The organism is Curtobacterium sp. SORGH_AS_0776, assembly GCF_031453355.1.
GTDB lineage: Bacteria > Actinomycetota > Actinomycetes > Actinomycetales > Microbacteriaceae > Curtobacterium.
Genome location: NZ_JAVIYU010000001.1, coordinates 164,448 through 188,410 on the forward strand (window position 1 = coordinate 164,448; position 23,963 = coordinate 188,410).

25 protein-coding genes are annotated in these 23,963 nt (G+C 68.0%); 14 read left to right on the forward strand and 11 right to left on the reverse strand.

The genetic code is table 11. The annotated features are described in order from the left end of the window. The first annotated feature begins 8 nt into the window (after positions 1–8). From QE359_RS00835 to QE359_RS00870, 9 genes are all read left to right on the forward strand, one after another. Positions 9–968 (forward strand): putative oxygenase MesX, encoded by a 960-nt coding sequence (locus tag QE359_RS00835; RefSeq protein WP_309776885.1) that lies wholly within the window; start codon positions 9–11, stop codon positions 966–968. Between the two features lie 20 nt (positions 969–988). Further along, a complete protein-coding gene (locus tag QE359_RS00840; protein WP_309776887.1) occupies positions 989–2,038 on the forward strand; it encodes a methionine synthase in 1,050 nt (349 codons plus the stop codon). Between the two features lie 224 nt (positions 2,039–2,262). Further along, on the forward strand, positions 2,263–2,817 hold the full coding sequence (locus QE359_RS00845; protein WP_309776889.1) for a hypothetical protein: 555 nt from the start codon (positions 2,263–2,265) through the stop codon (positions 2,815–2,817). Between the two features lie 27 nt (positions 2,818–2,844). Continuing rightward, positions 2,845–3,393: a hypothetical protein gene (locus QE359_RS00850; protein ID WP_309776890.1), complete on the forward strand. Its 549-nt coding sequence runs from the start codon at positions 2,845–2,847 to the stop codon at positions 3,391–3,393. Next, positions 3,393–3,947, forward strand: a complete 555-nt coding sequence (locus QE359_RS00855) for an SdpA family antimicrobial peptide system protein (protein ID WP_309776892.1) — start codon at positions 3,393–3,395, stop codon at positions 3,945–3,947. Before QE359_RS00850 ends, QE359_RS00855 begins: the two co-directional genes overlap by 1 nt. After that, positions 3,938–4,900 carry a sporulation-delaying protein SdpB family protein gene (locus QE359_RS00860; protein WP_309776894.1) on the forward strand — a complete coding sequence of 321 codons (963 nt, stop codon included), beginning with the start codon at positions 3,938–3,940 and terminating at the stop codon, positions 4,898–4,900. Before QE359_RS00855 ends, QE359_RS00860 begins: the two co-directional genes overlap by 10 nt. 11 nt (positions 4,901–4,911) lie before the next feature. Next, positions 4,912–5,325 carry a DUF1648 domain-containing protein gene (locus QE359_RS19025; RefSeq protein ID WP_396127747.1) on the forward strand — a complete coding sequence of 138 codons (414 nt, stop codon included), beginning with the start codon at positions 4,912–4,914 and terminating at the stop codon, positions 5,323–5,325. Next, positions 5,322–6,314: a CPBP family intramembrane glutamic endopeptidase gene (locus QE359_RS00865; protein ID WP_309776896.1), complete on the forward strand. Its 993-nt coding sequence runs from the start codon at positions 5,322–5,324 to the stop codon at positions 6,312–6,314. Before QE359_RS19025 ends, QE359_RS00865 begins: the two co-directional genes overlap by 4 nt. A 366-nt stretch (positions 6,315–6,680) precedes the next feature. Then, positions 6,681–7,076 (forward strand): hypothetical protein, encoded by a 396-nt coding sequence (locus tag QE359_RS00870; protein ID WP_309776901.1) that lies wholly within the window; start codon positions 6,681–6,683, stop codon positions 7,074–7,076. A 57-nt stretch (positions 7,077–7,133) separates the two neighbouring features. On the opposite strand, the gene QE359_RS00875 is transcribed toward QE359_RS00870, so the two are convergent. The 5 genes from QE359_RS00875 to nrdH all read right to left on the reverse strand — a co-directional run bounded on the left by QE359_RS00875 (position 7,134) and on the right by nrdH (position 11,817). Further along, positions 7,134–7,577, reverse strand: coding sequence for a barstar family protein (locus tag QE359_RS00875; RefSeq protein ID WP_309776903.1), 444 nt, complete (start codon positions 7,575–7,577; stop codon positions 7,134–7,136). A 292-nt stretch (positions 7,578–7,869) separates the two neighbouring features. After that, positions 7,870–8,844, reverse strand: a complete 975-nt coding sequence (gene nrdF, locus QE359_RS00880; protein WP_071303048.1) for a class 1b ribonucleoside-diphosphate reductase subunit beta — start codon at positions 8,842–8,844, stop codon at positions 7,870–7,872. A gap of 91 nt (positions 8,845–8,935) precedes the next feature. Continuing rightward, positions 8,936–11,041 carry a class 1b ribonucleoside-diphosphate reductase subunit alpha gene (gene nrdE / locus QE359_RS00885; RefSeq protein WP_083295195.1) on the reverse strand — a complete coding sequence of 702 codons (2,106 nt, stop codon included), beginning with the start codon at positions 11,039–11,041 and terminating at the stop codon, positions 8,936–8,938. A gap of 17 nt (positions 11,042–11,058) precedes the next feature. Continuing rightward, positions 11,059–11,475, reverse strand: coding sequence for a class Ib ribonucleoside-diphosphate reductase assembly flavoprotein NrdI (gene nrdI, locus QE359_RS00890; protein WP_022906556.1), 417 nt, complete (start codon positions 11,473–11,475; stop codon positions 11,059–11,061). A gap of 108 nt (positions 11,476–11,583) precedes the next feature. Next, a complete protein-coding gene (nrdH, locus tag QE359_RS00895; protein ID WP_022904483.1) occupies positions 11,584–11,817 on the reverse strand; it encodes a glutaredoxin-like protein NrdH in 234 nt (77 codons plus the stop codon). Between the two features lie 356 nt (positions 11,818–12,173). Between nrdH and QE359_RS00900 the strand changes: the two genes are divergently transcribed. Together QE359_RS00900 and QE359_RS00905 are read left to right on the forward strand one after the other, a co-directional pair. Continuing rightward, positions 12,174–13,379 (forward strand): MFS transporter, encoded by a 1,206-nt coding sequence (locus QE359_RS00900; RefSeq protein ID WP_309776913.1) that lies wholly within the window; start codon positions 12,174–12,176, stop codon positions 13,377–13,379. A gap of 122 nt (positions 13,380–13,501) precedes the next feature. Beyond that, positions 13,502–14,320, forward strand: a complete 819-nt coding sequence (locus QE359_RS00905) for an aldo/keto reductase (protein WP_309776915.1) — start codon at positions 13,502–13,504, stop codon at positions 14,318–14,320. A 5-nt stretch (positions 14,321–14,325) separates the two neighbouring features. Here the strand turns inward: QE359_RS00905 and QE359_RS00910 are convergent, their stop codons facing one another. From QE359_RS00910 to QE359_RS00920, 3 genes are read right to left on the reverse strand one after another with little or no spacing between them, the layout of a single operon-like run. Further along, positions 14,326–14,547: a hypothetical protein gene (locus QE359_RS00910; RefSeq protein ID WP_309776917.1), complete on the reverse strand. Its 222-nt coding sequence runs from the start codon at positions 14,545–14,547 to the stop codon at positions 14,326–14,328. Further along, positions 14,544–14,780, reverse strand: a complete 237-nt coding sequence (locus QE359_RS00915; RefSeq protein ID WP_309776918.1) for a hypothetical protein — start codon at positions 14,778–14,780, stop codon at positions 14,544–14,546. Before QE359_RS00915 ends, QE359_RS00910 begins: the two co-directional genes overlap by 4 nt. Positions 14,781–14,827: 47 nt before the next feature. Continuing rightward, entirely contained in the window at positions 14,828–15,166 is a 339-nt protein-coding gene (locus QE359_RS00920) for a hypothetical protein (RefSeq protein ID WP_070417911.1), read from the reverse strand. 203 nt (positions 15,167–15,369) lie between these two features. Here QE359_RS00920 and QE359_RS00925 point away from each other — a divergent pair, with 203 nt between their 5' ends. Together QE359_RS00925 and QE359_RS00930 are read left to right on the forward strand one after the other, a co-directional pair. After that, the gene (locus tag QE359_RS00925; protein ID WP_309776919.1) at positions 15,370–16,197 is read left to right on the forward strand and encodes a hypothetical protein; all 828 of its coding nucleotides are present in this window, start codon (positions 15,370–15,372) and stop codon (positions 16,195–16,197) included. Between the two features lie 63 nt (positions 16,198–16,260). Continuing rightward, positions 16,261–16,782 (forward strand): ribonuclease H, encoded by a 522-nt coding sequence (locus tag QE359_RS00930; protein ID WP_070417909.1) that lies wholly within the window; start codon positions 16,261–16,263, stop codon positions 16,780–16,782. 3 nt (positions 16,783–16,785) lie between these two features. Here the strand turns inward: QE359_RS00930 and QE359_RS00935 are convergent, their stop codons facing one another. Together QE359_RS00935 and QE359_RS00940 are read right to left on the reverse strand one after the other, a co-directional pair. Continuing rightward, on the reverse strand, positions 16,786–17,346 hold the full coding sequence (locus QE359_RS00935) for a GNAT family N-acetyltransferase (protein WP_309776924.1): 561 nt from the start codon (positions 17,344–17,346) through the stop codon (positions 16,786–16,788). Positions 17,347–17,351: 5 nt separating this feature from the next. Next, positions 17,352–19,940 carry a DUF3516 domain-containing protein gene (locus QE359_RS00940; RefSeq protein WP_309776925.1) on the reverse strand — a complete coding sequence of 863 codons (2,589 nt, stop codon included), beginning with the start codon at positions 19,938–19,940 and terminating at the stop codon, positions 17,352–17,354. A 120-nt stretch (positions 19,941–20,060) separates the two neighbouring features. Between QE359_RS00940 and QE359_RS00945 the strand changes: the two genes are divergently transcribed. Then, positions 20,061–21,077 (forward strand): LLM class flavin-dependent oxidoreductase, encoded by a 1,017-nt coding sequence (locus QE359_RS00945; RefSeq protein ID WP_309776927.1) that lies wholly within the window; start codon positions 20,061–20,063, stop codon positions 21,075–21,077. A gap of 419 nt (positions 21,078–21,496) precedes the next feature. Here QE359_RS00945 and QE359_RS00950 read toward each other — a convergent pair whose 3' ends face one another. Beyond that, positions 21,497–23,956, reverse strand: coding sequence for a glycoside hydrolase family 3 protein (locus QE359_RS00950; protein ID WP_254803983.1), 2,460 nt, complete (start codon positions 23,954–23,956; stop codon positions 21,497–21,499). Between the last annotated feature and the right edge of the window lie 7 nt (positions 23,957–23,963).

Consider the following 23,963-nt stretch of genomic DNA (forward strand, 5'->3'; position numbering starts at 1 on the left):
GATGCATCATGGCGAGCGAGATCACCTTCAGCATCACCCGGACCCGGTTCGACGAGGACTACTCCCCGTCGGACAGCTCCCGGCTGACCACGAACTTCGCCAACCTGGCGCGCGGCGAGCGCCGGCAGGAGAACCTCCGTGCTGCGCTGGCGATGATCGACGGCCGCGCGAACGAGCTCTCGGCTGCCGGTGATCGCTACCGCCTGCAGCTCGACATCGTCTCGGCCGCACTGCAGTTCTCCGACGGTGGATCGGACGCCGAGTTCCCGCTGCTCGAGATGCTCGACGTCACGATCGTGGACCAGCACACCGGCGAGCACCACCACGGCATCCTCGGCAACAACTTCTCGTCGTACCTGCGCGACTACGACTTCTCGGTGCTGCTGCCGTCGTCGCCGGGCCTGCCGTCCGACTTCGGTGTGCTGCACGGGGCCCTCTTCCAGCGGTTCCTTTCGTCGTCGGCGTTCCACGACGGCTTCAGCGCCGAGCCCGTCGTCTGCATCAGCGTCTCGACGAGCCAGACCTACCGCCGGACCGGGTACGTCCACCCGGTCCTCGGCGCCGAGTACGAGCACGAGCACTCCTCGCTCACCGACGACTACTTCGGCCGGATGGGCATGCGGGTCCGGTACTTCCAGCCCGCCGGAGCGTCGGCCCCGCTCGCGTTCTACACGCGCGGCGACCTGACCGGGGACTACACGGACCTCCAGCTCATCGGCACGATCGCCACCATGGAGACGTTCCAGAAGATCTACCGCCCGGAGATCTACGCCGCGAACAGCCCCGCTGGCAGCACGTACCGCCCCACGCTCGACCACACCGACTTCACGCCCACTCCGGTCACCTACGACCGCGAGGAGCGCAGCCGCCTCGGGATCACCCAGGGCCGGTGGACCGAGGAGCACCTCGTGACGCCACACCGCGCACTCCTCTCGGAGTTCGCTGCCGAGCCCGTCCCCGCCCGCTGACCGTCTGGACCGTCACCTCCATGAGTTCTCTCCTCCCCACCGCGATCGTCGGCAGCCTGCCGAAGCCGTCCTGGCTCGCCGAGCCCGAGCGCCTCTGGTCCCCCTGGCAGCTCGACGGAGCCGCCTTGACCGAAGGGAAGCAGGACGCGCTCCGATCCGCCGTGCACGAGCAGGAGCACCGCGGAATCGACATCGTCAGCGACGGCGAGCAGACCCGCCAGCACTTCGTCACGACGTTCATCGAGCACCTCGACGGCATCGACCAGGAGCGCAAGGAGACCGTCCGGATCCGCGACCGCTACGACGCTGCTGTCCCCACGGTCGTCGGCGCCGTGAGTCGGCCCGCCCCGGTGTTCGTCGACGACGCCAAGTTCCTCCGAGCGCAGACCGACCGGCCGATCAAGTGGGCGCTCCCCGGGCCGATGACCATGATCGACACGCTCTCCGACCAGCACTACAAGTCCCGCGAGAAGCTGGCGTGGGAGTTCGCCGCGATCCTCAACCAGGAAGCCCGGGAGCTCGAAGCCGCCGGCGTCGACATCATCCAGTTCGACGAGCCCGCCTTCACGGTCTTCCACGACGAGGTGCAGGACTGGGGCGTCGCCGCGCTCGAGCGCGCCACCGAGGGGCTCCGCGCCGAGACCGCCGTGCACATCTGTTACGGGTACGGCATCGAGGCGAACAACAAGTGGAAGGAGACGCTCGGGGCGGAGTGGCGGCAGTACGAGCAGTCGTTCCCGCTGCTGCAGCAGTCGTCGATCGACATCGTGTCGCTGGAGTGCATCCACTCGCACGTGCCCCTCGACCTCGTGGAGCTCATCCGGGGGAAGAAGGTCATGCTCGGGGCGATCGACGTCGCGACCGAGGTCGTGGAGACCCCGGACGAGGTCGCTGAGGTGCTGCGGCGGGCGCTCGAGTTCGTCGATGCGGACAAGCTCATCCCCAGCTCGAACTGTGGGATGGCGCCGCTGGCGCGGGGTGCGGCGCTGGGGAAGCTCAGTGCGCTGTCCGCTGGTGCGGACATCGTGCGGGCCGAGCTCGTCGGCGCGGCCGTTCCTTCTGCGCGCTGACACTGCGAAACACCACGGCGGCTCTCTTCCGGGAGGAGGAGGGCCGCCGTTCGTGTTGCGTCCGCCGCGTGCGCGGCTCTCGATCCGGCCTGGAGGCGCGGCCGCCGTCCGGCTGACAGGTTGCGTTGGTACGAGGCCAGGGCTACATCGATATGTTGCGCATCACACTTCGGTATGTGTACGTTGTCCTCGGCGCGGAGGGGCTGCGCCAGAAGGGGGCTTCGATGTCGAAGTTCATGATTGCGGCTGCGGCCGCTATGGTCACCGTTTCCGCTGCAACCACGGTGCCGGCGCCGCCTGCCCAGGCAGCAACACCAACGTCGCAACACGTCAGAGTGGAACGGGCTCCGCTTTCTGATCGAAACGTTATCGAGCTGTTCACCGGGCAAGGGCGGATCATCGCCGAACACCCTGAACTAGCGAAGTACGTACCAAGCGGCGAGCAGAAGCTGACAGCTGCGCAAATCACCGCTGTGACCGCGGAGTACCAGAACGCCTACTCACAGTTCCACGACAACATCACCGTCCCGCTCCAGAGCGGCGACCCGTACCGGGTCCTCGACGCGCTGCATGCCTTCCAAACCGCGACCGAGCGCATCGCCACCTCACAGCCTGCCGCCATCACCGGCGACGGCAAGTGCGCCCTGCTGATCGCCGTCGCGGTCGCGGCCACGCTCTGGTTGGGCGTCCTCGTCTGGGTTGCTGGCCGATCCGGCTCCGCCGTGACCGAGGAACAGTTCGCGGCCGAACTGGCGGCTGCTTTGCCGTCGAGCAACTGACAAGAACCTCGAGAGGAAAAACCTTCGATGTCGAAGATCATGATCGCGGCTGCGGCCGTGATGGTCACCGTTTCCGCTGCAATCACAGTGCCGGCGCTGCCAGCCCAGGCAGCAACACCGACGACGCATCACCTCGCCGCCGAGCGAGCCCCGCTCTCCGATCGGAACGTGATCGAGCTGTTCACCGGGCAGGGGCGAATCATCGCCGAACACCCTGAACTTGCAACGTACGTACCAAGCGCAGAGCAGAAGCTGACAGCTGCGCAGATCTCCGCCGTGACCGCGGAGTACAAGAACGCCTACCCACAGTTCCACGACAACATCACCATCCCCCTCCAGAGCGGCGATCCCTACCGAGTACTCGATGCGCTGCACGCGTTCGAAACCGCGACCGAGCGCATCGCCACCTCACAGCCTGCCGCGATCACCGGCGATGGCAAGTGCCTCGTGGTCCTCGCCGTCGGTGTCCTGGTCTGGGCGGCTGTCTCCGTCTCGGTGAAGTTCTGGGGGCCCAAGTCGGCAGATCGTGACTCCGGTGCGCTCTTTGCTTCGGAGCTGACTCGCGCGCTTCGCTGATGGGTGAGAACCGACCGGTTTGGCCATTTGTCACGACGGTTGTGCTGCTGATGAGCTGGACGGCACTCACGATCGTGCAGTCGTTGTCGCCACACGCCTTGTCGAGTCGCGATCCTGCTGCGGTGAAGGTGCGAGATACCGTGCTGGCGATCGCCCCACAGCGCTGGGAATTCTTCACCGCATCGTCCAAGGGCCGGCAGTACGTCGCGTACCGCACCCAGACAGGCGAATCAGCACTGTCACTGCCGCAAGCAAGAGCGACGAACATGTTCGGCGTTTCGCGCGCACAGCGCGCCCAGGGCCCTGAGCTAGCAGCGCTGCATCAGCGTGTGGCGAACTGGACGAAGTGCACAGACAAATCTGCCTCGCAGAAGTGCATCCGACAGGCCGCCGAAGTTCGACCGCAGTCTCTCAAGAATGAGGCGAAGCGGAGGACTCTCTGCGGGGATCTCCTCTTGGCTCAGGAAAAGGCGACGCCGTTCGAATTCCGTAGCTTCGATCTCCCGAACTTCCGGGTGCTGCAGGCTGCACGGGTGGAGGTGTCGTGCAACTGATCTTCGCTGAGGTGAGCGCGCCCCGGCTGCGGCGCACCATCCGCGGGTTCGACCTTCAGTCGCTCCGCTTCAGCGGTTTCCGGGGCATTCTCGCGCTGGCCCAGCTCACGATCCTCGTCGCAACGCCCTACGACGCGTTGATGCAGACCTTGGTGGGCAGCGGAGCCGGTCCGGTCTGTGACGGGCTGCGAAACGTGTCGACGTACTGCTTAGGGCGCTTCCTGCCCGATGGACTCGTCACATCCGCCATGGTCATGATCCTCGTCGGGGTCGCTGCCGGGGTTGCACCATCCACGATGGCGATCCTGCACGCCTGGGTTGCGTTCTCGATCGCTGGGTCGATCTCGCTCCCCGACGGTGGCGACCAGGCGGCTGCGGTGTGCACCCTGCTCCTCATCGCCGTGAGTTTGGCCGACCAACGTCGCTGGCTGCTTGGTCCGCCGGAGCACGTCGCGATATGGCGCCGGCAAGTAGCACTCGGTGGTCTCATGGTCATGCGGGTCCAGGTCGCTGCGATCTACTTCAATGCCGCGATCGCGAAGCTGTTCGCGACCGAATGGGTCAACGGCACAGCCGAGTACTACGTCCTTCGGGACCCGTTCTTCGGGGCGAGCGGACCGCTTGCTCCTGTCCTACAAGCTGCGACGACGCTGCCCGCTGTGACGGTGGGCTTGACCTGGGGTGCGGTGATAGCGGAGATCGCGATCGGTGTGCTGATTCTGTGTGGCCCGCGAAGTCGTTCGATTGCCTTGGTCCTGTGCGTGGTGCTGCACGGGGCGATCATCATCACGATGGGGCTCTGGAGCTTCGGGCTGATCATGATTGCGATCGTCGGCATCGCCGCGATGCCGTACACGCCGCATGAGCAGACGCACCAGTTCTGGTCCCGCCTCGTCAGAAGGCACCACGCCACCGTGCACAGCCCTAGCGTGAATGGCGCTGGGGTCCGGTGAGCGCGCAGCACGTGCGTAGCGCGTCTCTTGGCTCCCTCGCCGCGGCCGTCCCCGTCTTCATCGAGATCGCAGTCACGAGTGCGTGGTGGAACCGACTCCCCGATCGGATCGCTACGACCTTCGGTCCGGACGGCAGCCCAGGCGGATACGGGACCCCGCTGGGGACGGTGAGCCTTCTCGCTGCCGTGCAGACCCTCTTTCTTGTCGCGGCGGTCGGATCGGCCTTCGCGCGAGATCGACGGAAGGGTCGGATCGCCTGCGCGGTGACCGCTGGGTTCATCGCCACTGTGGCGATCAGCTGGCTGATGATCGCGGGATTCGCGGCCTCGATCGTGGCACCAGCAGCGTGGTGGGTACTCCTGGCAGGCCCGGCGTGGGCAGTCGTTCCGTACTGGCTACTTCGCATCGACAAGGAGGCACCATGAGGCAGATCACGGCGCGAAAGGACCACAGGGAGACCACGGCAGGCAGGCCGCGGGGCACCCGATGGGGTGCGGTCAGCGTGTTCGTGTGCCTGGCGTACGGTGCAGCGTGGGGGCTGCTCTGGCCAGCGGTTCAGACGAGCGCGGATCTCTCGGATCCCGTCGGAAGCCCAGGCGCCTACATCGCGACCGTGGCGATGATGTTCACACCGGGCCTCGCAGCGCTGCTGGTCGCAGTCATGCTCCAGCGTCATCGCGGGAAAGCGCTCCTGGTTGAGCTCGGTCTGACAGGATTCTTCACCCGTCAGGGCTGGCGCTTCGCTGGCGCCGGCATCGCCGGAGCTGCGGTGCTGGTTCTGGGCAGCTGGAGTCTCGGCCTGCTGCTCGGGTGGGTGCAGCTCGATCCTGAGCGGTCCGTGGCGAGAGAGCTCATCATTCGAGTCACGGGCGAGCAGCCGCCGATGCCGATGGCGCTCCTTGCGCTGCTGCAACTGGTGAACCTCCCCATCGGGATAGCGATCACGGCGATCGCTGCGACGGGCGAGGAAATCGGTTGGCGCGGCTGGCTCCTCCCGAAACTGCTGCCGCTCGGAACCGGGTGGGCCCTCAGCCTGAGCGGGGCGATCTGGGGTCTCTGGCACGCCCCCGCGATCCTGCTCGGCCTGAACTACGAGCAACGTGACCCGCTCGGGATCATCATGATGACCATCGGCTGCGTGGGTGCCGGCGTGCTGATCGGCTGGCTCCGGCTTGCGAGCGGATCGCTTCTGCCCTGCGTCCTCGCACACGCGGCGCTCAACAGCTTCGCCACGTACCAGTCGATCCTCTTTCCGCCGTTCGACCAACGCCTTGTCGGGCCGCTCGCGATCACCGGGTGGATCGTCATGACGGTCCTGATCGTGACCGGCGTGTTGCGGGCAACTCGACTTCGGCAGCGACGCGACTCAGAACGGGGCAGCCACGAGATCCGCAACACCGAGGCTTCTCAGTAGCCGAGCAGATGGGCCCATGAGGGTCCGCTCGGAAGACAGGGGGCTCACCGGATCACCGCCGCATCAGCCGTCGCACTTCTCTCGCACCTCCCGCTCGATCAGCGCCGTGGCGATCGCATCGGCCGCATGCGGAGCCTTCGCGAGCGCATGGACCACCGCGGTGATTCCTGCGGCGTTGGACCGCCCACGCGCACTATGTCGGGAACACCGGGCATCAGTCGGAGGATCTCTACATGTCGCTCCACGTGAACTCCTCGAAGGCGTTCACGACGAACTACTGAGACTGATCAGGGGGCGATGAGTCGCTGTCGCCCCCTGATCCGCCAGTAGCATTTCCACACACCTATCGCCGACAAAGGAACCCCGATGGCCGTCACCGACGCTCAGACCACAACACCGACGCATCCGATCCGCCCGCTGATCGGTGCGGCGGTTATTGCCGTGTTCCTGGCGTACTTCGAGCTCGCCACGCGCGCCTCCGACGTGGTCATCGTGGCGTTCCTCATCCTCACCATCAGCGCCGTCATCTCGACCATCGCGAACATTCGAAACGCGACCCGTCTCCATCACCAGGCACACGGCAACATCGCCGTTGCTGTCTGGGCAGCTGCCGTCGCCGTGGTCGCTGTAGGGCTCGGTTGGTTGGGCGGAGCAGTCCTGCTCAACGGCAACGCACAAGGCATCGTTGCGATCCTGGTCGCGATCGCCTTCTTGATCGTCAGCGTCTTCACCGCCATCGCCGCCAGCAAAGCCACCGACTAGAACAACAGTCACTCGGATCGAATTGCATCGCCCGACCAGCCCGGCAGCGGATCCTCTTCAGGACAAGATCGTGAGGAGCCGGTTCCCGAAGAGTGCTGCGTAGCGTCCCTGCCTCCTCAGAATGTGCTGCACATCGTCGGCTATCCGTGGGAGTCGCTGAGTGAAACGCTCGAAGCCGGAGAGGATCAGGACGAGGCCTGTCTCGGTCGCATCCCACCCGTAGTCCGCCTCGGCTGCGTCTGACATGCAGTCGTTGAGCGCGTCCAGGTTCTTCCCGAAGTGGCTGGGGAACTGAAGGGCCGTCGCGAAGGCGATGTGCATCTGCTTGCCTTCTTGCCAAGCCCCGGCGTCCAGCTCGATGACCCGATAGCCCTCGCGCCGAAGCCACGTCTCGGCATTGCGCAACGCAGCATCGTCTCGCAGCCTGCGGACGAATCCGTCGCGGGCAATCTCAAAGTCCAGCCTGTTGCCGAGGATGTCGTCAGTGGAGAACGCGGGCACGTTCGAACCGTAGTACGCGAGGAGGTCAGAGTACGGCCGCGACCGATCTCGCAAGAGCCGTCGCTACCCATCAGCGTCTCCGATAGGGATCCTGATGGCCGTCCGATAGTCGGTCCTCCATCGGACACCGCCTCCCGCGGCACGCGCTCCACGGCCTTCACGTCTCACATAGCTCGTCCGGAACGAATCTCGATGAGCGCCCCCTATCCGGCCGGATGCGCGACCGTGCTCGCGAACGAAGAACGCCCCGTCAGCCGAAGCCAACGGGGCGCCCCCACGAATCAGACCAGACTCAGAAGTCCCAGTCCTCGTCCTCAGTGTTCACAGCCTTGCCGATCACGTACGACGACCCCGACCCCGAGAAGAAGTCGTGGTTCTCGTCAGCGTTCGGCGACAGGGCGGACAGGATCGCCGGGTTCACGTCCGTGATGTTCTTCGGGAACATCGGCTCGTAGCCCAGGTTCATCAGCGCCTTGTTGGCGTTGTAGTGCAGGAACTTCTTGACGTCCTCGGTCAGCCCGACCTCGTCGTAGAGGTCCTGCGTGTACTGCACCTCGTTCTCGTACAGCTCGAACAGGAGCGAGAACGTGTAGTCCTTCAGCTCGTCACGCTCGGCCTGCGTGAGCTGCTCGAGCCCCTTCTGGTACTTGTACCCGATGTAGTACCCGTGGACCGCTTCGTCACGGATGATCAGGCGGATGAGGTCGGCGGTGTTCGTCAGCTTCGCCCGCGACGACCAGTGCATCGGCAGGTAGAACCCGGAGTAGAACAGGAACGACTCGAGCAGCGTCGAAGCGACCTTGCGCTTTAGCGGCTGGTCGCCCTGGTAGTAGTCCATGACGATCTGGGCCTTCTTCTGCAGGTTCGGGTTCTCCTCGGACCAGCGGAAGGCTTCATCGATCTCGGGCGTCGACGCGAGGGTCGAGAAGATCGACGAGTAGCTCTTGGCGTGCACCGACTCCATGAACGCGATGTTCGTGTAGACGGCTTCTTCGTGCGGGGTGATCGCGTCGGGGATGAGCGACACGGCGCCGACGGTGCCCTGGATGGTGTCCAGGAGCGTCAGGCCGGTGAAGACGCGCATGGTCAGCTTCTGCTCGGCCGGCGTCAGCGTGTTCCACGACTGCACGTCGTTCGACAGCGGCACCTTCTCGGGCAGCCAGAAGTTGTTGACGAGGCGGTTCCAGACCTCGACGTCCTTGTCGTCCTGGATGCGGTTCCAGTTGATGGCCTGGACCCGATCAATGAGCTTCAGCTTCTCGACCAACGCACGTTTCCTTCAAGAGATGGTGATGATTACGGGACTGGAGGCGCGGTGCGGGCTGGCACCGCGCCTCCAGAATGCAGAGCGGCAGGCTCTACAGCATGCAGCTGACGCAGCCCTCGACCTCGGTGCCCTCGAGCGCGAGCTGGCGGAGACGGATGTAGTAGATCGTCTTGATGCCCTTGCGCCATGCGTAGATCTGCGCCTTGTTGATGTCACGCGTGGTGGCGGTGTCCTTGAAGAACAGCGTCAGGGACAGGCCCTGGTCCACGTGCTGCGTCGCCGCGGCGTACGTGTCGATGATCTTCTCGGCACCGATCTCGTACGCGTCCTGGTAGTAGTCCAGGTTGTCGTTCGTCATGAACGGCGCCGGGTAGTAGACGCGACCGAGCTTGCCTTCCTTGCGGATCTCGATCTTCGACGCGATCGGGTGGATCGACGACGTCGAGTGGTTGATGTACGAGATCGAACCGGTCGGCGGGACGGCCTGCAGGTTCTGGTTGTAGATGCCGTGCTCCTGGATGGACGCCTTCAGCGCCTTCCAGTCGTCCTGCGTCGGGATCGTGATGTTCGCGTTGTCGAAGAGCGAGGCGACGCGAGCGGTCGCGGGGGTCCACGCCTGGTCGGTGTACTTGTCGAAGAACTCGCCCGACGCGTACTTCGAGTCGCGGAACCCGTCGAAGGTCTCGCCGGTCTCGATCGCGATCTTGTTCGACGCACGAAGGGCGTGGAACAGCACCGTGTAGAAGTAGATGTTCGTGAAGTCGATGCCCTCTTCGGAGCCGTAGTACACGCGCTCACGAGCGAGGTAGCCGTGCAGGTTCATCTGGCCGAGGCCGATGGCGTGCGACTTGTCGTTGCCGTCCTCGACGGAGCGGACCGACGTGATGTGCGACATCTGCGACACCGAGGTGAGGCCGCGGATGGCGGTCTCGATGGTGCGACCGAAGTCCGGCGAGTCCATCGTCAGCGCGATGTTCAGCGAGCCGAGGTTGCAGGAGATGTCCTTGCCGATCTCGTTGTACGAGAGGTCCTCGTTGAACGTGGTCGGGGTGTTGACCTGCAGGATCTCCGAGCACAGGTTGGACATGTTGATCCGACCCTTGATCGGGTTGGCCTTGTTCACCGTGTCCTCGAACACGATGTACGGGTAGCCCGACTCGAACTGGATCTCGGCGATCGTGGTGAAGAAGTCACGCGCCTTGATCTTCGTCTTCTTGATGCGCGAGTCGTCGACCATCTCGCGGTACTTCTCGGAGATCGGGACGTCGCCGAACGGGATGCCGTAGACCTTCTCGACGTCGTACGGCGAGAAGAGGTACATGTCCTCGTTGTTCTTCGCGAGCTCGAACGTGATGTCCGGCACGACGACACCGAGGGACAGCGTCTTGATGCGGATCTTCTCGTCGGCGTTCTCACGCTTGGTGTCGAGGAACCGCATGATGTCCGGGTGGTGGGCGCTGAGGTAGACCGCGCCGGCGCCCTGACGCGCACCGAGCTGGTTCGCGTAGGAGAAGGAGTCTTCCAGCAGCTTCATCACGGGGATGATGCCCGAGGACTGGTTCTCGATCTGCTTGATCGGGGCGCCGGCCTCGCGGATGTTGGAGAGGAGCAGGGCCACGCCGCCGCCGCGCTTCGAGAGCTGCAGCGAGGAGTTGATGCCGCGCGAGATCGACTCCATGTTGTCCTCGATGCGGAGGAGGAAGCAGGAGACGAGCTCGCCGCGCTGGGCCTTCGCGGTGTTGAGGAACGTCGGGGTCGCGGGCTGGAAGCGGCCGGCGATGATCTCCTCGACGAGGTCGATCGCGAGCTGCTCGTTGCCCTGCGCGAGGCCGAGGGCGGTCATCACGACGCGGTCCTCGAAGCGCTCGAGGTAGCGCTTGCCGTCGAACGTCTTGAGCGTGTAGCTCGTGTAGTACTTGAACGCACCGAGGAACGTCTGGAACCGGAACTTCTTCGAGTACGCCAGGTCGTTGAGCTTCTGGATGAAGTCCAGCGAGTACATGTCGATCGTCTCGCGCTCGTAGTACTCGTTCTCGACCAGGTAGTCGAGCCGCTCCTTCAGGTTGTGGAAGAAGACGGTGTTCTGGTTGACGTGCTGCAGGAAGAACTGCTTCGCGGCTTCACGGTCCTTGTCGAACTGGATGTTCCCGTCCGCGTCGTAGAGGTTGAGCATCGCGTTGAGGGAGTGGTAGTCCATCCCCGTCTGCGGCGACGTCAGATCGACGTCTGCAACTGCTGCGTCCAAAATGCATCCAATCCTGTGTTGACCGCTGACACGTCGTCAGGAGTCCCGAAGAGTTCGAATCTGTAGAGGACGGGGACGTTGCACTTGCGTGCGATGACGTCCCCCGCGAGACCGTAGGCCTCGCCGAAGTTCGTGTTGCCCCCGACGATCACTCCGCGGATGAGCGAGCGGTTGCGTTCGTCGTTGAGGAACTTGATGACCTGCTTGGGGACCGCTCCCTGCCCGTTGCCGCCACCGTAGGTGGGCAGCACCAACACGTACGGCTCGTCCACGTGGAGGAACGGGTCGTTCGGGTAGAGCGGGATCCGGTCCGCGTCACGGCCGAGCTTCTCGACGAAGCGTGCGGTGTACCCGGACACGCTCGAGAAGTAGACCAGTCGGCTCATGGTGCCCCTCCGATGAGAAGGTGCGGACAGACGGACCGTGGGTGTCCTGCGGTGGTGATCCGAGCCTCCTGAACGAGCTCGGGTCACCACCCGCGGACGTGGGTCGAACTACGCGAGTTCGGCGCTGAGCGTCGCGATCTTGTCGGGACGGAAGCCCGACCAGTGGTCGTCGTCCGTGACGACGACGGGCGCCTGCAGGTAGCCGAGGCTCTTGACGTGCTCGAGCGCGGCTTCGTCGGTGGAGACGTCGTGCACTTCGTACTGGATGCCCTTGTTGTCGAGCGCCCGGTACGTCGCGGTGCACTGGACGCAGGACGGCTTGGTGTAGACGGTGACGGCCATGATCTCCCCTGGTTCTGCTGTTGCTGTGGTGGTTGTCTTGATGCCTGTGTGCAGCAGGTTCCGGGAGGGGCCGCTGCGATGCCTCCACACTACATCTAGTGGCTGGCGGAGTCACCGACCACAAGAGGAAGTGTTACAGCCGTGTAGTTCTCCACAAGCTCCTCCACAGTGTGAACAGCTCGGAGAGGCCCGTGATTCCGCCATTCTCCAGCGGACCACCGACACTTCCCCACACCCGTGGACAGCGTCGATCCACATGTGTGGAATCAGCGTGTCGGCGTGTCGCGGGCAGCTCTCCGTCCACACCTCCCCCGGACGGGTGACAGGGCCGTCCGTCCGGTCCGTACACTCGTCTCGTGAGCACGTACGGCCCCCTCCTCAAGACTCCCGGCGTGGGTCGCGTCATCGCCGCGCAGCTCACCGCACGGTTCCCCTTCGGCATGCTGTCGCTGGCGTACCTGCTGCACGTCGAGCACGTCTTCGACTCGTACGGCGCCGCCGGTCTCGTGCTCGCGACGACGAGCATCGGGCAGGCGATCGCGGGTCCGCTCACCAGCCGCTGGATGGGTAGCTGGGGCATGCGGCCGGTGCTCATCCTGACGAGCCTCGTCGCGCTCGTGAGCATGGCCGTCATCGCGTTCTTCGTCATGCCGCTGTGGGCCTACGTGGTCGTCGGGTTCCTGGGCGGCCTCGCTGTCCCGCCCGTGCAGCCAGCGGTGCGCACCATCTACCCCAAGATGGTGACCTCGTCGCAGCTCACGCCCCTCTTCTCCCTCGACGCGAGCGCGCAGGAGCTCATCTGGGTCGCCGGCCCGGTCATCACGACGTTCGTCGCGACGCAGATCGGCACGGTCCAGGCGATCGTCGTCGCGATGGTGTTCCTGGTCGTCGGCGGCACGTGGTTCATCGCCTCCCCCGAACTCGGCCGGGTCCGCATCCCGCGGTCGAAGCGCGCGTTCGGCGTGGTGCTGAAGCGGCCGTCGGTCGTCGTCGCCACCCTCACCGGCCTCCTCCTCATCGGGGCGTGCGCGGCGGTCGAGGCGAGCGTCACGAGCGTCTTCGGCGAGGGCAGCCCGAACGCCGGCATCGTCCTGGCCGTGTTCGCCATCGGGTCGCTCATCGGCGGTCTCACGCTCGGCCACCTGCCGATCTCGCGCAACACCCTGTGGACGCGGATGTCGATCGTGTTCGTCGGACTTGCCCTGGCCGTCGGCGGCACGAACTTCTGGTGGCTCTGCCTCGCCCTGGTCATCGCCGGCGCGGGCATCGCTCCGGCCCTCGCCGTCATGTTCGGCTCGGTCTCGGCGACGGTGAAGTTCTCCGACACGGCCGAGGCGTACGGCTGGATGGGCACTGGCCAGCTCATCGGTGCAGCGGGCGGTTCCGCGGTCGCCGGCTTCCTCATCGACAGCCAAGGGGCGACCGGCGGGATGATGGTCGGCGCCGTGATGGCCGCGGTGGGCGTCGTCCTGCCGCTCGTCACGAGGCGCTGGCTGCCCGACCTGCGTGGTCGCGACGCGAGCCCCATCCCCGACACCGAGCCGGTGAACATCCCCACCTAGGTCGCGAAACACGCGTGTTTCGACGTCCCGTGCGTCGATCGACGCGTGTCACGTCGATGTCGTGGTGCGACGCCCAGCCTGGAGGCGCGGCGCACCCCCGCCACGATCGGCAGGATGGGTGCATGGTCACCTCAGTCCCCCTCCACGACGGCGCATCGATCCCCGCCATCGGCTTCGGCGTCTACAAGGTCGACGACACCGAGGCCGAGACGGCGGTCGGTCTCGCGCTCGACGCCGGCTACCGGCACGTCGACACCGCCGAGATGTACGGCAACGAGACCGGCGTCGGGAAGGCGATCCGCGCCTCCGGGCTCGACCGTGACGACGTCTTCGTGACGACCAAGGTGTGGAACGACCACCAGGGGCGCGACGCGACCCTGCGGGCGTTCGACGCGAGCCTCGAGCGACTCGGGCTCGACACCGTCGACCTCTACCTGATCCACTGGCCGGCCGCGGCGAACGACCGCTACGTCGACACCTGGCGCGCCCTCGTCGAGCTGCGCGAGTCGGGGCGCGCGCGCAGCGTCGGGGTCTCGAACTTCCAGGTGCCGCACCTCGAACGGCTCATCGACGAGACGGGCGAGGTCCCGGCGGTGAACCAGGTCGAGCGGCACCCGTGGCTGCCGCAGCGCGACCTCACGGCGTTCCACGCGCAGCACGGGATCGTGACCGAGGCCTGGTCGCCGCTCGGCCGCGGGCGGCTCATCGACGAGCCGGTGCTCACCGGCATCGCGCACGCCCACGGGGTGAGCGTGGCGCAGGTGCTCGTGCGGTGGAACGTGCAGCAGGGTGTGGTGGTGCTGCCGAAGTCGGTGACGCCGTCGCGGATCCGGTCGAACCTCGACGTCGACGGGTTCGTGCTGAGCGACGACGACCTGGCAGCGATCGCGTCGCTCGAGTCGGGGCAGCGCACGGGGTCCCACCCGGACTCGGTGTCCTGACGCGCTCAGCCGGTCGGGAGCAGCCCACTGAAGGCGACCACGGCGATCCCGGTCCCCACGACTGCGAGGAAGATGCCGATCACCCGGACGAACCGCGGGGTGAGTGGCCTGCCGTTCATGAGCTCGTCGCCACCGATGGACTGCGCCCACCGGTTGAACACCGCGATCGTGACACCCCACAGCGCCACGACGACCGCACCGATGCCGAACCAGGTCGCGCCGGTCACCGCCCCCGCCTTCGCTCGATCTGCTGCCGGAGGTTCCGGACGAACACGACCTCCAGGGTGACCGCGATCGCCGTCAGGACGATCGCGAAGACGACGTGCGCGAGGTCGTGCCCACGGCTCAGCACGCTCAGCGGCAATCCGATGACGAGCGCCGCACAGACGACGACGTTGAACCACGCACCGACGACCCCGCCTGGGGTCCGACCAGTGCGCTCCATCCACGGAACCGGCATGCGCGGGACGCTACGCCGGCGGGCTGGGCGATCCGTACCCCGGAACCTCAGCCCCGGCGGTCCTCCTCGGACTGCCACGGCAGGTGCAGGTCGCCGGGCTCCGGCTCGACGTCACCCGCGTCGTCGGCACCACCCGTGCCCGGAGCGGCGACGATCCTCGAGGGGTCGATGCCGTCCGCCTCGAGGTCGGCGCGATCACGCTGCGACGTCTGCGAGGCCTCGGTCTCCCGCTCGCTCGACGGGCTGTACGAGGTGTCGGCCGCGCGCTGCTCACGCTCCCCGACCCCGTCCGCGCCCTCGTGGTGTGCGGCCTCGCGCAGGGCGTCGGTGCGTGCGCGGTCGTCGGAGTCCTCGGGGCCCGGGACGTCGGGGATGCTGTCGCTCATGGCGCCGACCGTAGGCCCCGCTGCCCGAGCGACGCCCCCGGCAGTCCGATCGACGCACCCGACCGGTGGTCCGCCCGAGGGCGACCGCTCGATCCCGCAGCATCGGTACCGATCCGGTCACGAGCCCGGAACGCGCCTCGACCCCACGCTACGATCGCCGCGGGCCAGGCGAGATCCGACGCCGGCCGGGGACGAGGGGGATCATGCGACGAGCGGTGACGAGGGGACGGACGACTGCGGTGGTGCTGCTGTCGGCGGTCGCAGCCATCGGACTGACCGGCTGCTCGGTGTTCAGCGGGCCCGATCCGGTACCGAGTCCGACCCGACTGGCCGTGCAGGGACCGGACGCCACCGAGCGACCGACGCCCTCCGCCTCCCCGACCCCCGAGCAGGTCCTCCCTGCCGGGACGGTCGCCGCCGAGACCGACGTCGTGTCGAAGACCGGGGACACGTCGATCCACGTGCGGGTCACCGCCGATGCCGGCGGCGTGTTCACGGTGCACCTCTCGGACTACCGGACGACGAACCCGCAGCCGATGTCGATCCAGTTCCGCCACCGCGTCGCCGGGTTCCAGGACGGCTACGACGCGGTCACCCGTGGGTTCGTGCAGTGGGACCGCGCGTCCGGACCGCCCGACTCGTACACGCTCGACGCCGGCGCACGGCCCGACTACCTCGCGAGCGCCGTCCTGGTGCCGATGTCGTCCGGCGACGGCACCAGCGACGCGGACCGTCCGTGGGTCGGCTCCGTGCTCGCGGTCGGCACGCTGACGTGGAAGATCCCGAACCCCTACCCGGACCTGCGCGTGACCGTGGGGAAGGCCCGCCCGGGTGCGTACGGGTACGTGAATGACGTCGACGGCACGCCCACCTGGTACATGGTGTCGCACGGGGACGACCTCACCACGGTGTCGAAGCGCTTCGGCGTCACCCCCGAACAGTTCGAGTGGATGAACCCCTACCTCGAGCTCCGCGGCGACAAGTGGCTCAACGAGGACGCCACCCTCAACATCTCCCCCGCGAACCGCTGACGCCGGGGGTCGGTCCGGTCCGTTACGGTTGACCAGCACTCGCCACACGCAGGAGGTCCCACCGTGACGATCGTCGCCGCAGCAGACGGCTCAGCCCTCGGCAACCCCGGCCCGGCCGGCTGGGCCTGGTACGTCGATGACGACCGCTGGGCCGCCGGTGGGTGGCCGAACGCCACCAACAACCAGGGCGAGCTGACCGCCGTCCTCCAGCTGCTCCGCGCCACGAAGGACACCGGCGAGCCGCTGCACATCCTCTGCGACAGCCAGTACGCGATCAAGGCGTGCACCGAGTGGCTCGCGGGCTGGAAGCGGAAGGGCTGGCGGAAGGCCGACGGCAAGCCCGTGCTGAATGTCGAGATCATCAAGGAGCTCGACGCCGAGCTGCAGGGCCGCAAGGTCACCTTCGAGTGGGTCCGTGGCCACGTCGGGCACGAGATGAACGAGGCGGCCGACGTCCGCGCCCGCGGTGCCGCGACCGCCTACCAGCAGGGCACCGAGGTGCCGCACGGCCCGGGGTGGCCCGGGGTCGAGGTCACCGAACCGGCCGCGCTGCCCGAGGCGACCCCGCCCGCGACCCTGTTCTGACCGTCAGAGCGGCCGTTCCGAGAGCGGCCGCTCCGAGAGCGGCCGCTCCCAGAGCGCGACCATGCTGACGAGGTGGTCGTACCGGAACGGCTTCTCCTCCCCCGTCGGCTCGTACCCGAGCGCCCGCCAGAACGGCTCCGCCACCGACGCGTTCGACGCGACGATCCCGAGGCGCAAACGGCGCGAGCGGCGCGAGCGCCCCGCGCCCGAGCGCCCGGACGCCGCCCGGACCCGCTCGACGACCGCGTCGTGCATCGCCCGCCCGAGCCCCCGACCCTGCTCGCCCCCTCGGACGACCAGCAGCCCGATGTACGCGACGGACGGCGACGGGTACCCGAGCAGCACGTCCGCGAACGCCACGAGCCGCTCCCCCTCCCACAGCCCGAGCCCGACCTTCCCCGCCGGATCGAACCCGTCCGGCACCGACAGCAGCGCGCTCAGCCCGTCGGACGGCCCCGGCGGGTACCCGGTGATCCGCAACGCGTAGTCCGGCACCGACTCGAGCAGGTCCTGCAGCGCGGCGACGTCACCGTCGGCCGAGGAGCCGCCGAGCTCGCGCACCACGGGCATCAGTCGACGTCCACGTCCGACCAGCCGTCGAAGCGTCCGATCTCGGTGACCCGCACCACGGCCTCGCCCGCCTCGTCCGACGCGTCGAGGTCGATCGTGGCGGAGAACCCGAAGTCCTTGTCGCCGGCGGGGTCGGCGAAGATCTGCCGCGCACGCCAGACGCGTGCCGAGCCCGCCGCACCGGACACCCCGGTGGCCCCGGCCTCGTCGAGCACCAGGTACTGCATGGACCGGGCGTCGGCACCCGTCCCGATCTCGTCGTGCGCCTCGTAGTACTCCTCGAGCACGGCGTCCCACGCGTCCTCGTCGAAGCCCGCCGCACCGTCCAGCGCCGCGAGTCCGGCGACGTCGTCGGCGGCGGCGAGCAGCACCCGCTGGAACAGGGCGTTGCGCACGAGCACCCGGAACGCCCGCGGGTTCCCGGTGAGCCGCGAGGGCTGCGGCGGCGCGATCTCCTCGTGTTCCTCCGACGCGAGCAGGACGTCACCGTTCAGCAGCGCCTCCCACTCGTCGACGAGCGAGGAGTCGGTCTGCTTGACGACCTCGCCGAGCCACTCGATCAGGTCGTCGAGCTCCGGGGTGCGCTGCTCGTCGGCGATCGTCTGCCGCATCGTCCGGTACGCGTCGGACAGGTACCGGAGCACGAGCCCCTCCGAGCGGGTGAGCTGGTAGAACCGCACGAAGTCGCCGAAGGTCATCGCCCGCTCGTACATGTCGCGCACGACGGCCTTGGGCGAGAGCGCGAAGTCGAGGACCCACGGCTGTTCGGCAGCGTAGGCCTCGTACGCCGCCTCCAACAGCTCGGCCAGCGGGCGGGGCCACGTGACCTCCTCGAGCAGCTCCATCCGCTCGTCGTACTCGATCCCCTCCTGCTTCATCCGAGCGACGGCCTCGCCGCGCTCCTTGAACTGCTGCTGCGAGAGGATCGCCCGCGGGTCGTCGAGGGTGGCCTCGACGATCGAGACCATGTCGAGCGCGTAGCTGGGAGACGAAGGATCGAGCAGCTCGAACGCCGCGAGCGCGAACGGCGAGAGCGGCTGGTTGAGCGCGAAGTTCGGCGCGATGTCGACGGTCAGCCGGTACTCCCCGTCGACCTTCTCGATCACCCGCGCGTTGATGAGCGTCCGTGCGATGGTCAGTGCCCGCCGGGCCATCGCGAGCTGCCGCGACCGGGGTTCGTGGTTGTCGAAGACCAGCGACCGGACGGACTCGAACGCCGAACCGCCGCGCGCGACGACGGAGAGCACCATCGCGTGCGTGATCCGCATCCGCGAGACCATCGGCTCGGGCTCGGCCGCGATGAGCCGCTCGAACGACGCCTGGCCCCACGACACGAAGCCGTCCGGTGCCTTCTTCCGCTTGATCTTGTTCTTCTTCTTCGGGTCGTCACCGGCCTTCGCGACCGCCCGCGCGTTCTCGATGTCGTGCTCCGGTGCCTCGGCGACGACGTCGCCCTCGGTGTCGTACCCGGCACGACCGGCTCGACCGGCGATCTGGTGGAACTCACGAGCGGACAGCTGCCGCATCTTCGTGCCGTCGAACTTCGTCAGCCCGGTGAGCAGCACCGAGCGGATCGGCACGTTGATGCCGACGCCGAGCGTGTCGGTGCCGCAGATCACCGGCAACAGCCCGCGCTGGGCGAGCTGCTCGACGAGCCGTCGGTACTTCGGCAGCATGCCGGCGTGGTGGACGCCGATGCCCGCCCGGATGAGTCGGGACAGGGTCTGCCCGAACCCGGCGCTGAAGCGGAACCCGGCGATGGCCTCGGCGATCTGGTCTCGGCGTTCGCGTGACGCGACGCGCGCCGACATGAGCGCCTGCGCCCGTTCGAGTGCGGCGGCCTGGGCGAAGTGGACGATGTAGATCGGTGCCTTGCCCTCCTCGAGCAGCCGTTCGACCGTCTCCTGCACGGGCGTCATCACGTACTCGTACTCGAGCGGCACCGGACGCGAGACCCCGGTGACCCGCGCGGTGGGCCGTCCGGTCCGGCGCGAGAGGTCGTCCGCGATGGTCGTGACGTCGCCGAGCGTCGCGGACATGAGCAGGAACTGCGCCCGTTCGAGGACGAGCAGCGGCACCTGCCACGCCCATCCGCGGTCGGGGTCGCCGTAGTAGTGGAACTCGTCCATCACGACGACGTCGACGTCGGCGTCCGGTCCCTGCCGGAGCGCGAGGTTCGCGAGGATCTCCGCCGTGCAGCACACGATCGGGGCATCGGCGTTGACGCTCGAGTCGCCCGTGACCATGCCGACGTTCTGGGCGCCGAACAGCTCGACGAGCTGGAAGAACTTTTCGGAGACGAGTGCCTTGATCGGCGCCGTGTAGTAGCTCCGCTTGCCCTCGGCGAGCGCGGCGAAGTGCGCACCCGCGGCCACGAGCGACTTGCCGGTGCCGGTGGGCGTCGAAAGCACGACGTTGGCGCCGGACACGAGCTCGATCACGGCTTCGTCCTGCGCCGGGTAGAGCGGGCGCCCGCCCTCGGCCGCCCAGGCCGCGAACGCCTCGTACACGGCGTCCGGGTCGACGACACCGTCGACCGCCGCCGGCAGGGCGGCGACGAGCGGGGGCTGGGTGGTGACGTCGGTCATGGCACCATCCTCCCAGGTGCATGGTGACGGACGGGAGGCGCGGGGCGGCGCCGAGCCGCGCCTCCCGTCGGTCAGACGCGACGGGAGGCGCGGCTCGATACGCGCGCATAGACTCACGTCGTGCGCGAACTCGGCTTCCTCTCCTTCGTCCCGAACCACGGCGGCACGGCCGGCGCCGCCGCTGCCCTCGAGGACGGCCTGCGGCTCTTCGAGACCGCCGAGTCGCTCGGGTACGGCACCGGCTGGGTCCGCGGGCGCCACTTCGAGCCGTTCCTGACCAGCCCGATGACCTTCTTCGCGGCCGCCGCCCAGCGGACCAGCTCGATCGGCTTCGGCACCGCGGTCCTCGGCATGCGCTACGAGGACCCGATCCGCCTCGCCGAGGACGCCAGCACGGTCGACCTCCTCAGCGACGGCCGCGTGCAGCTCGGCATCTCGACCGGCATCGCGGGCTACGGCCCGATCCTCGACCCGGTGTTCGGCGCGTCCGACCGCAGCTTCCGCGACGAGGCCGAGGCGCGCGCGTCCCGCCTGCTCGAGGTGCTGCAGGGCGAGCCGCTCGGCACTGCCGGCACGGGCTACGAGAGCATCCCGGCCGGCGCCGAGCTGACGCTGCAGCCCCTCAGTCCCGGACTCCGCGACCGTGTGTGGTGGGGCGGCGGCAGCATGGGCACCGCGGTGCGGACGGCCGAGAAGGGCCTGCTGCTGCACTGTTCGACCCTGAACACCGAGGACACCGGTGCGCCGTTCGCCGAGGCGCAGGCGGACCAGATCGCCGCGTACCGCGAGCGCTTCGCCCAGCTGCACCCCGACCGCACCCCGAAGGTCGCCGTCGGCCGGATCGTGGTCCCGCTGCTCGACGACCACGACCGCGCCGTGCACGAGGAGTTCCTCACCGGGTACGCGAGCGGCATGGACGACGAGGGGCGGCCGCTCTCGGGGAACCCGCCGTTCCGCTTCAGCAAGGTCGTCTCCGGCGAGCCGTCGGCCATCGTCGACGCGCTGCTCGCCGACCCTGCCGTGCGGTCGACCGACGAACTCGTGATCACCCTGCCCGCGAACGGTGACGCCGCGTCGCACGAGCGGATCCTGCGCATCGTCGCCGAGGACGTGGCACCCATCGTCCGAGCGGAGTGATGCGGGGCATCCGGCGGGCCCGCGCCGGGGGTTGGTGAGTTCCCCCGGGAGCCCGACCGGATGACCATCTCGTCCCTGATCCGCACGGGATGGTGCACCCATCGTTCCACCTACCGAGTGGTTTGTCACACCGGATTGCGGTTGATGGACCGAAAAAGTGACGTTCGTTCACTGGTTTCTCCCAGGCGGGAAGAAGTCAACCGGTTGGCATCTGCCGGAACGAACGAATGCGTCCCCGCGCGGACGCGGGGACGCATTCTGGACGCACCAGGGCCACCAGGGCTCCATCGGCCGGATCAGGAGACCGTGTCGCACGCATGGCGACCCCGTTCTCGGTGCGCACGCCGACGGTAACCAGCCGCCTGGCGCAGATCGATGTTACTGAATGATCACGGCGTCAGCGCGGAAACCGGACGACTTCACGCGGATTGGACCGTCACGGTGCCGGATTCGTCCGACACCGATGCGCCGACGTGCAGCGTGAAGGTGCCGGACTCGTGGGCCCATGCACCGTCCCAGTGCGCGAACGCCCGGGCCGGGACCTCGATCGAGACCTCGGTGGACTCCCCCGCGTCGAGCCGCACGGGCGCGAAGCCGACGAGCCAGCGGACCGGACGGTCGACCGCCGAGGACTCCCGCGAGGCGTAGACCTGCACGACGTGCTTGCCGGCACGGTCGCCCGTGTTCGCGACGGTCGCGGTGACGATGACCGCGTCGCCCTCGCGGACGGTCGGCGTCGCGGTGACGCCGTCGATCGTCCAGGTCGTGTAGCCGAGTCCGTGGCCGAACGGGTAGGCCGGCTCGGTGCCCGCGCGGAGCCAGGCCCGGTAGCCGATGTGCACGCCCTCGTCGTAGGACACCTTGCCGTCGACCGGGGTGACGTCCAGCACGGGCACGTCCGCCATCGCGACCGGCCAGGTGGTGGGCAGACGGCCGCCCGGCTCGCGAGCACCGGTGAGGACGTCGGCGAGCGCGTTGCCGTACTCCTGTCCGCCGAACCACGTGAGCAGGACCGCGGCGACGTCGTTCCGCCACGGCATCTCGACCGGCGAGCCGGCGTTCACGACGACCACGGTGTTCGGGTTCGCCGCGGCGACCGCACGGACCAGGTCGTCCTGGTGACCGGGGAGCGCGAGCGAGGAGCGGTCGTAGCCCTCGGACTCGACCTTCGAGTTGGTCCCGACCACGACGACGGCGATGTCCGCCCCGGTCGCGGCAGCCACGGCCGCGTCGATCAGCACCGACGGGTCCTCGTCGCTCGGCTCGGTACCGAACTGGTACGCGAGCACGCCGCCGAGGGTCTCGTCCTGGATGACGTCGTACTCGATGCGGATCGCGACGTCCTGGCCGGCCGTCACGGACACGGGCACCGACCGTGCCGGCGGGTTGAGGAACGCTGCGCCGAGCTGGTCGCCCTCGAACGGGACGTCCTCGTCGAGCACGAGCTCGCCGTCGATCCACATGCGCGAGCGACCCGCTGCGCCGATGCCGATCCGGACCGTGCCGGTGGACGGCGCGGTGTAGGTCGTGGTGATGTCGAGCCGGTCGGCCTCGCGCGTGGGGGCGTCGCCGCCGAACCAGAACAGCGCCGTGGCACGGCGGTCCTCGACGTACAGCTCGGTCCCGTCGCGCACGAACGCGACGCGGGCGCCGGGCTCGCCGGTACCGGGGTTGGTGATGGTGGACAGCGGGAACTCCGCGATGCCCTCCTGCACGACGGCACCGATCGCGTAGTCCACCGTGGCGCCCGGGAACGCCGAACGGATCCCGTCGAGCGGCGAGACGACCTGCGACGGCACGACCGTGGCCGAGCCACCGCCCTGCGTGCGGGCCTGGTCGGCGTTGTGGCCGATGACGGCGATGCGTGAGACGGCGGGCGCGTCGAGCGGCAGCACGCCCGTGTTGCGGACGAGGACGGTGCCCTCGGCCTCGGCCTCGCGGACGAACGCGACGCCGTCCTCGACGTGCACGGGCTGCGCGGCCACGGGCTCGAAGCCCTCGAGTGCGCCGACGCGGGCGGCGAGGGTGAGGATGCGGCGGACCTTCCGGTCGATCGCCTCGATCGGCACGTCGCCGGACTGCACGGCGGCGAGCAGCGGCCCCTCGCTCCACCACTGGTTCGGCCCGGGCATCGCGACGTCCTGGGACGCCTTCGCCGAGTCGACCGAGCGGACGCCGGTCCAGTCGGAGACGACGATGCCGTCGAAGCCCCACTCGGAGTTCAGCGGCGTCTCGAGCAGCTCGTTCTCGGACGCGGTCACGCCGTTGATCGAGTTGTACGACGACATGATCGCCCAGGCGTGCGCCTCGGTCACGGCCTTCTCGAACGCGAGCAGGTAGAGCTCCCGCAGGGCACGGTCGGAGACCTCGGTGGACGCGGTGAAGCGGTCGGTCTCGTAGTCGTTCGCGATGTAGTGCTTCGGGGTCGCGGCGACGCCGTTCTCCTGCACGCCCTCGACGTACGACGCCGCCAGGTCGCCGGTGAGCACCGGGTCCTCGCTGAACGCCTCGAAGTGCCGGCCGCCGAGGGGCGAGCGGTGCAGGTTGATGGTCGGGCCGAGGACGACGTCGACGCCCTTGCGGCGGGCCTCGACGGCCGCTGCGGCGCCGTAGCGCTTCGCGATCGCGCGGTCCCACGACGCGCTCAGCGCCGTCGCGGACGGCAGGTTCAGCGACGGGTCGCGCTCGTCCCAGACCTCACCGCGGACGCCGGACGGGCCGTCCGACATGAGGATGCGGCGCAGCCCGATCTTCTCGATCGGCCAGGTGGTCCAGAAGTCGCGCCCCGTCAGGAGCTGCACCTTCTCGTCGGTGGTCAGCTGGCCGACGAGCGCCTCGATGCGCTCGGCCGTACTGGAGGCGGTGGTCACGTCGTCCACGGTAGTC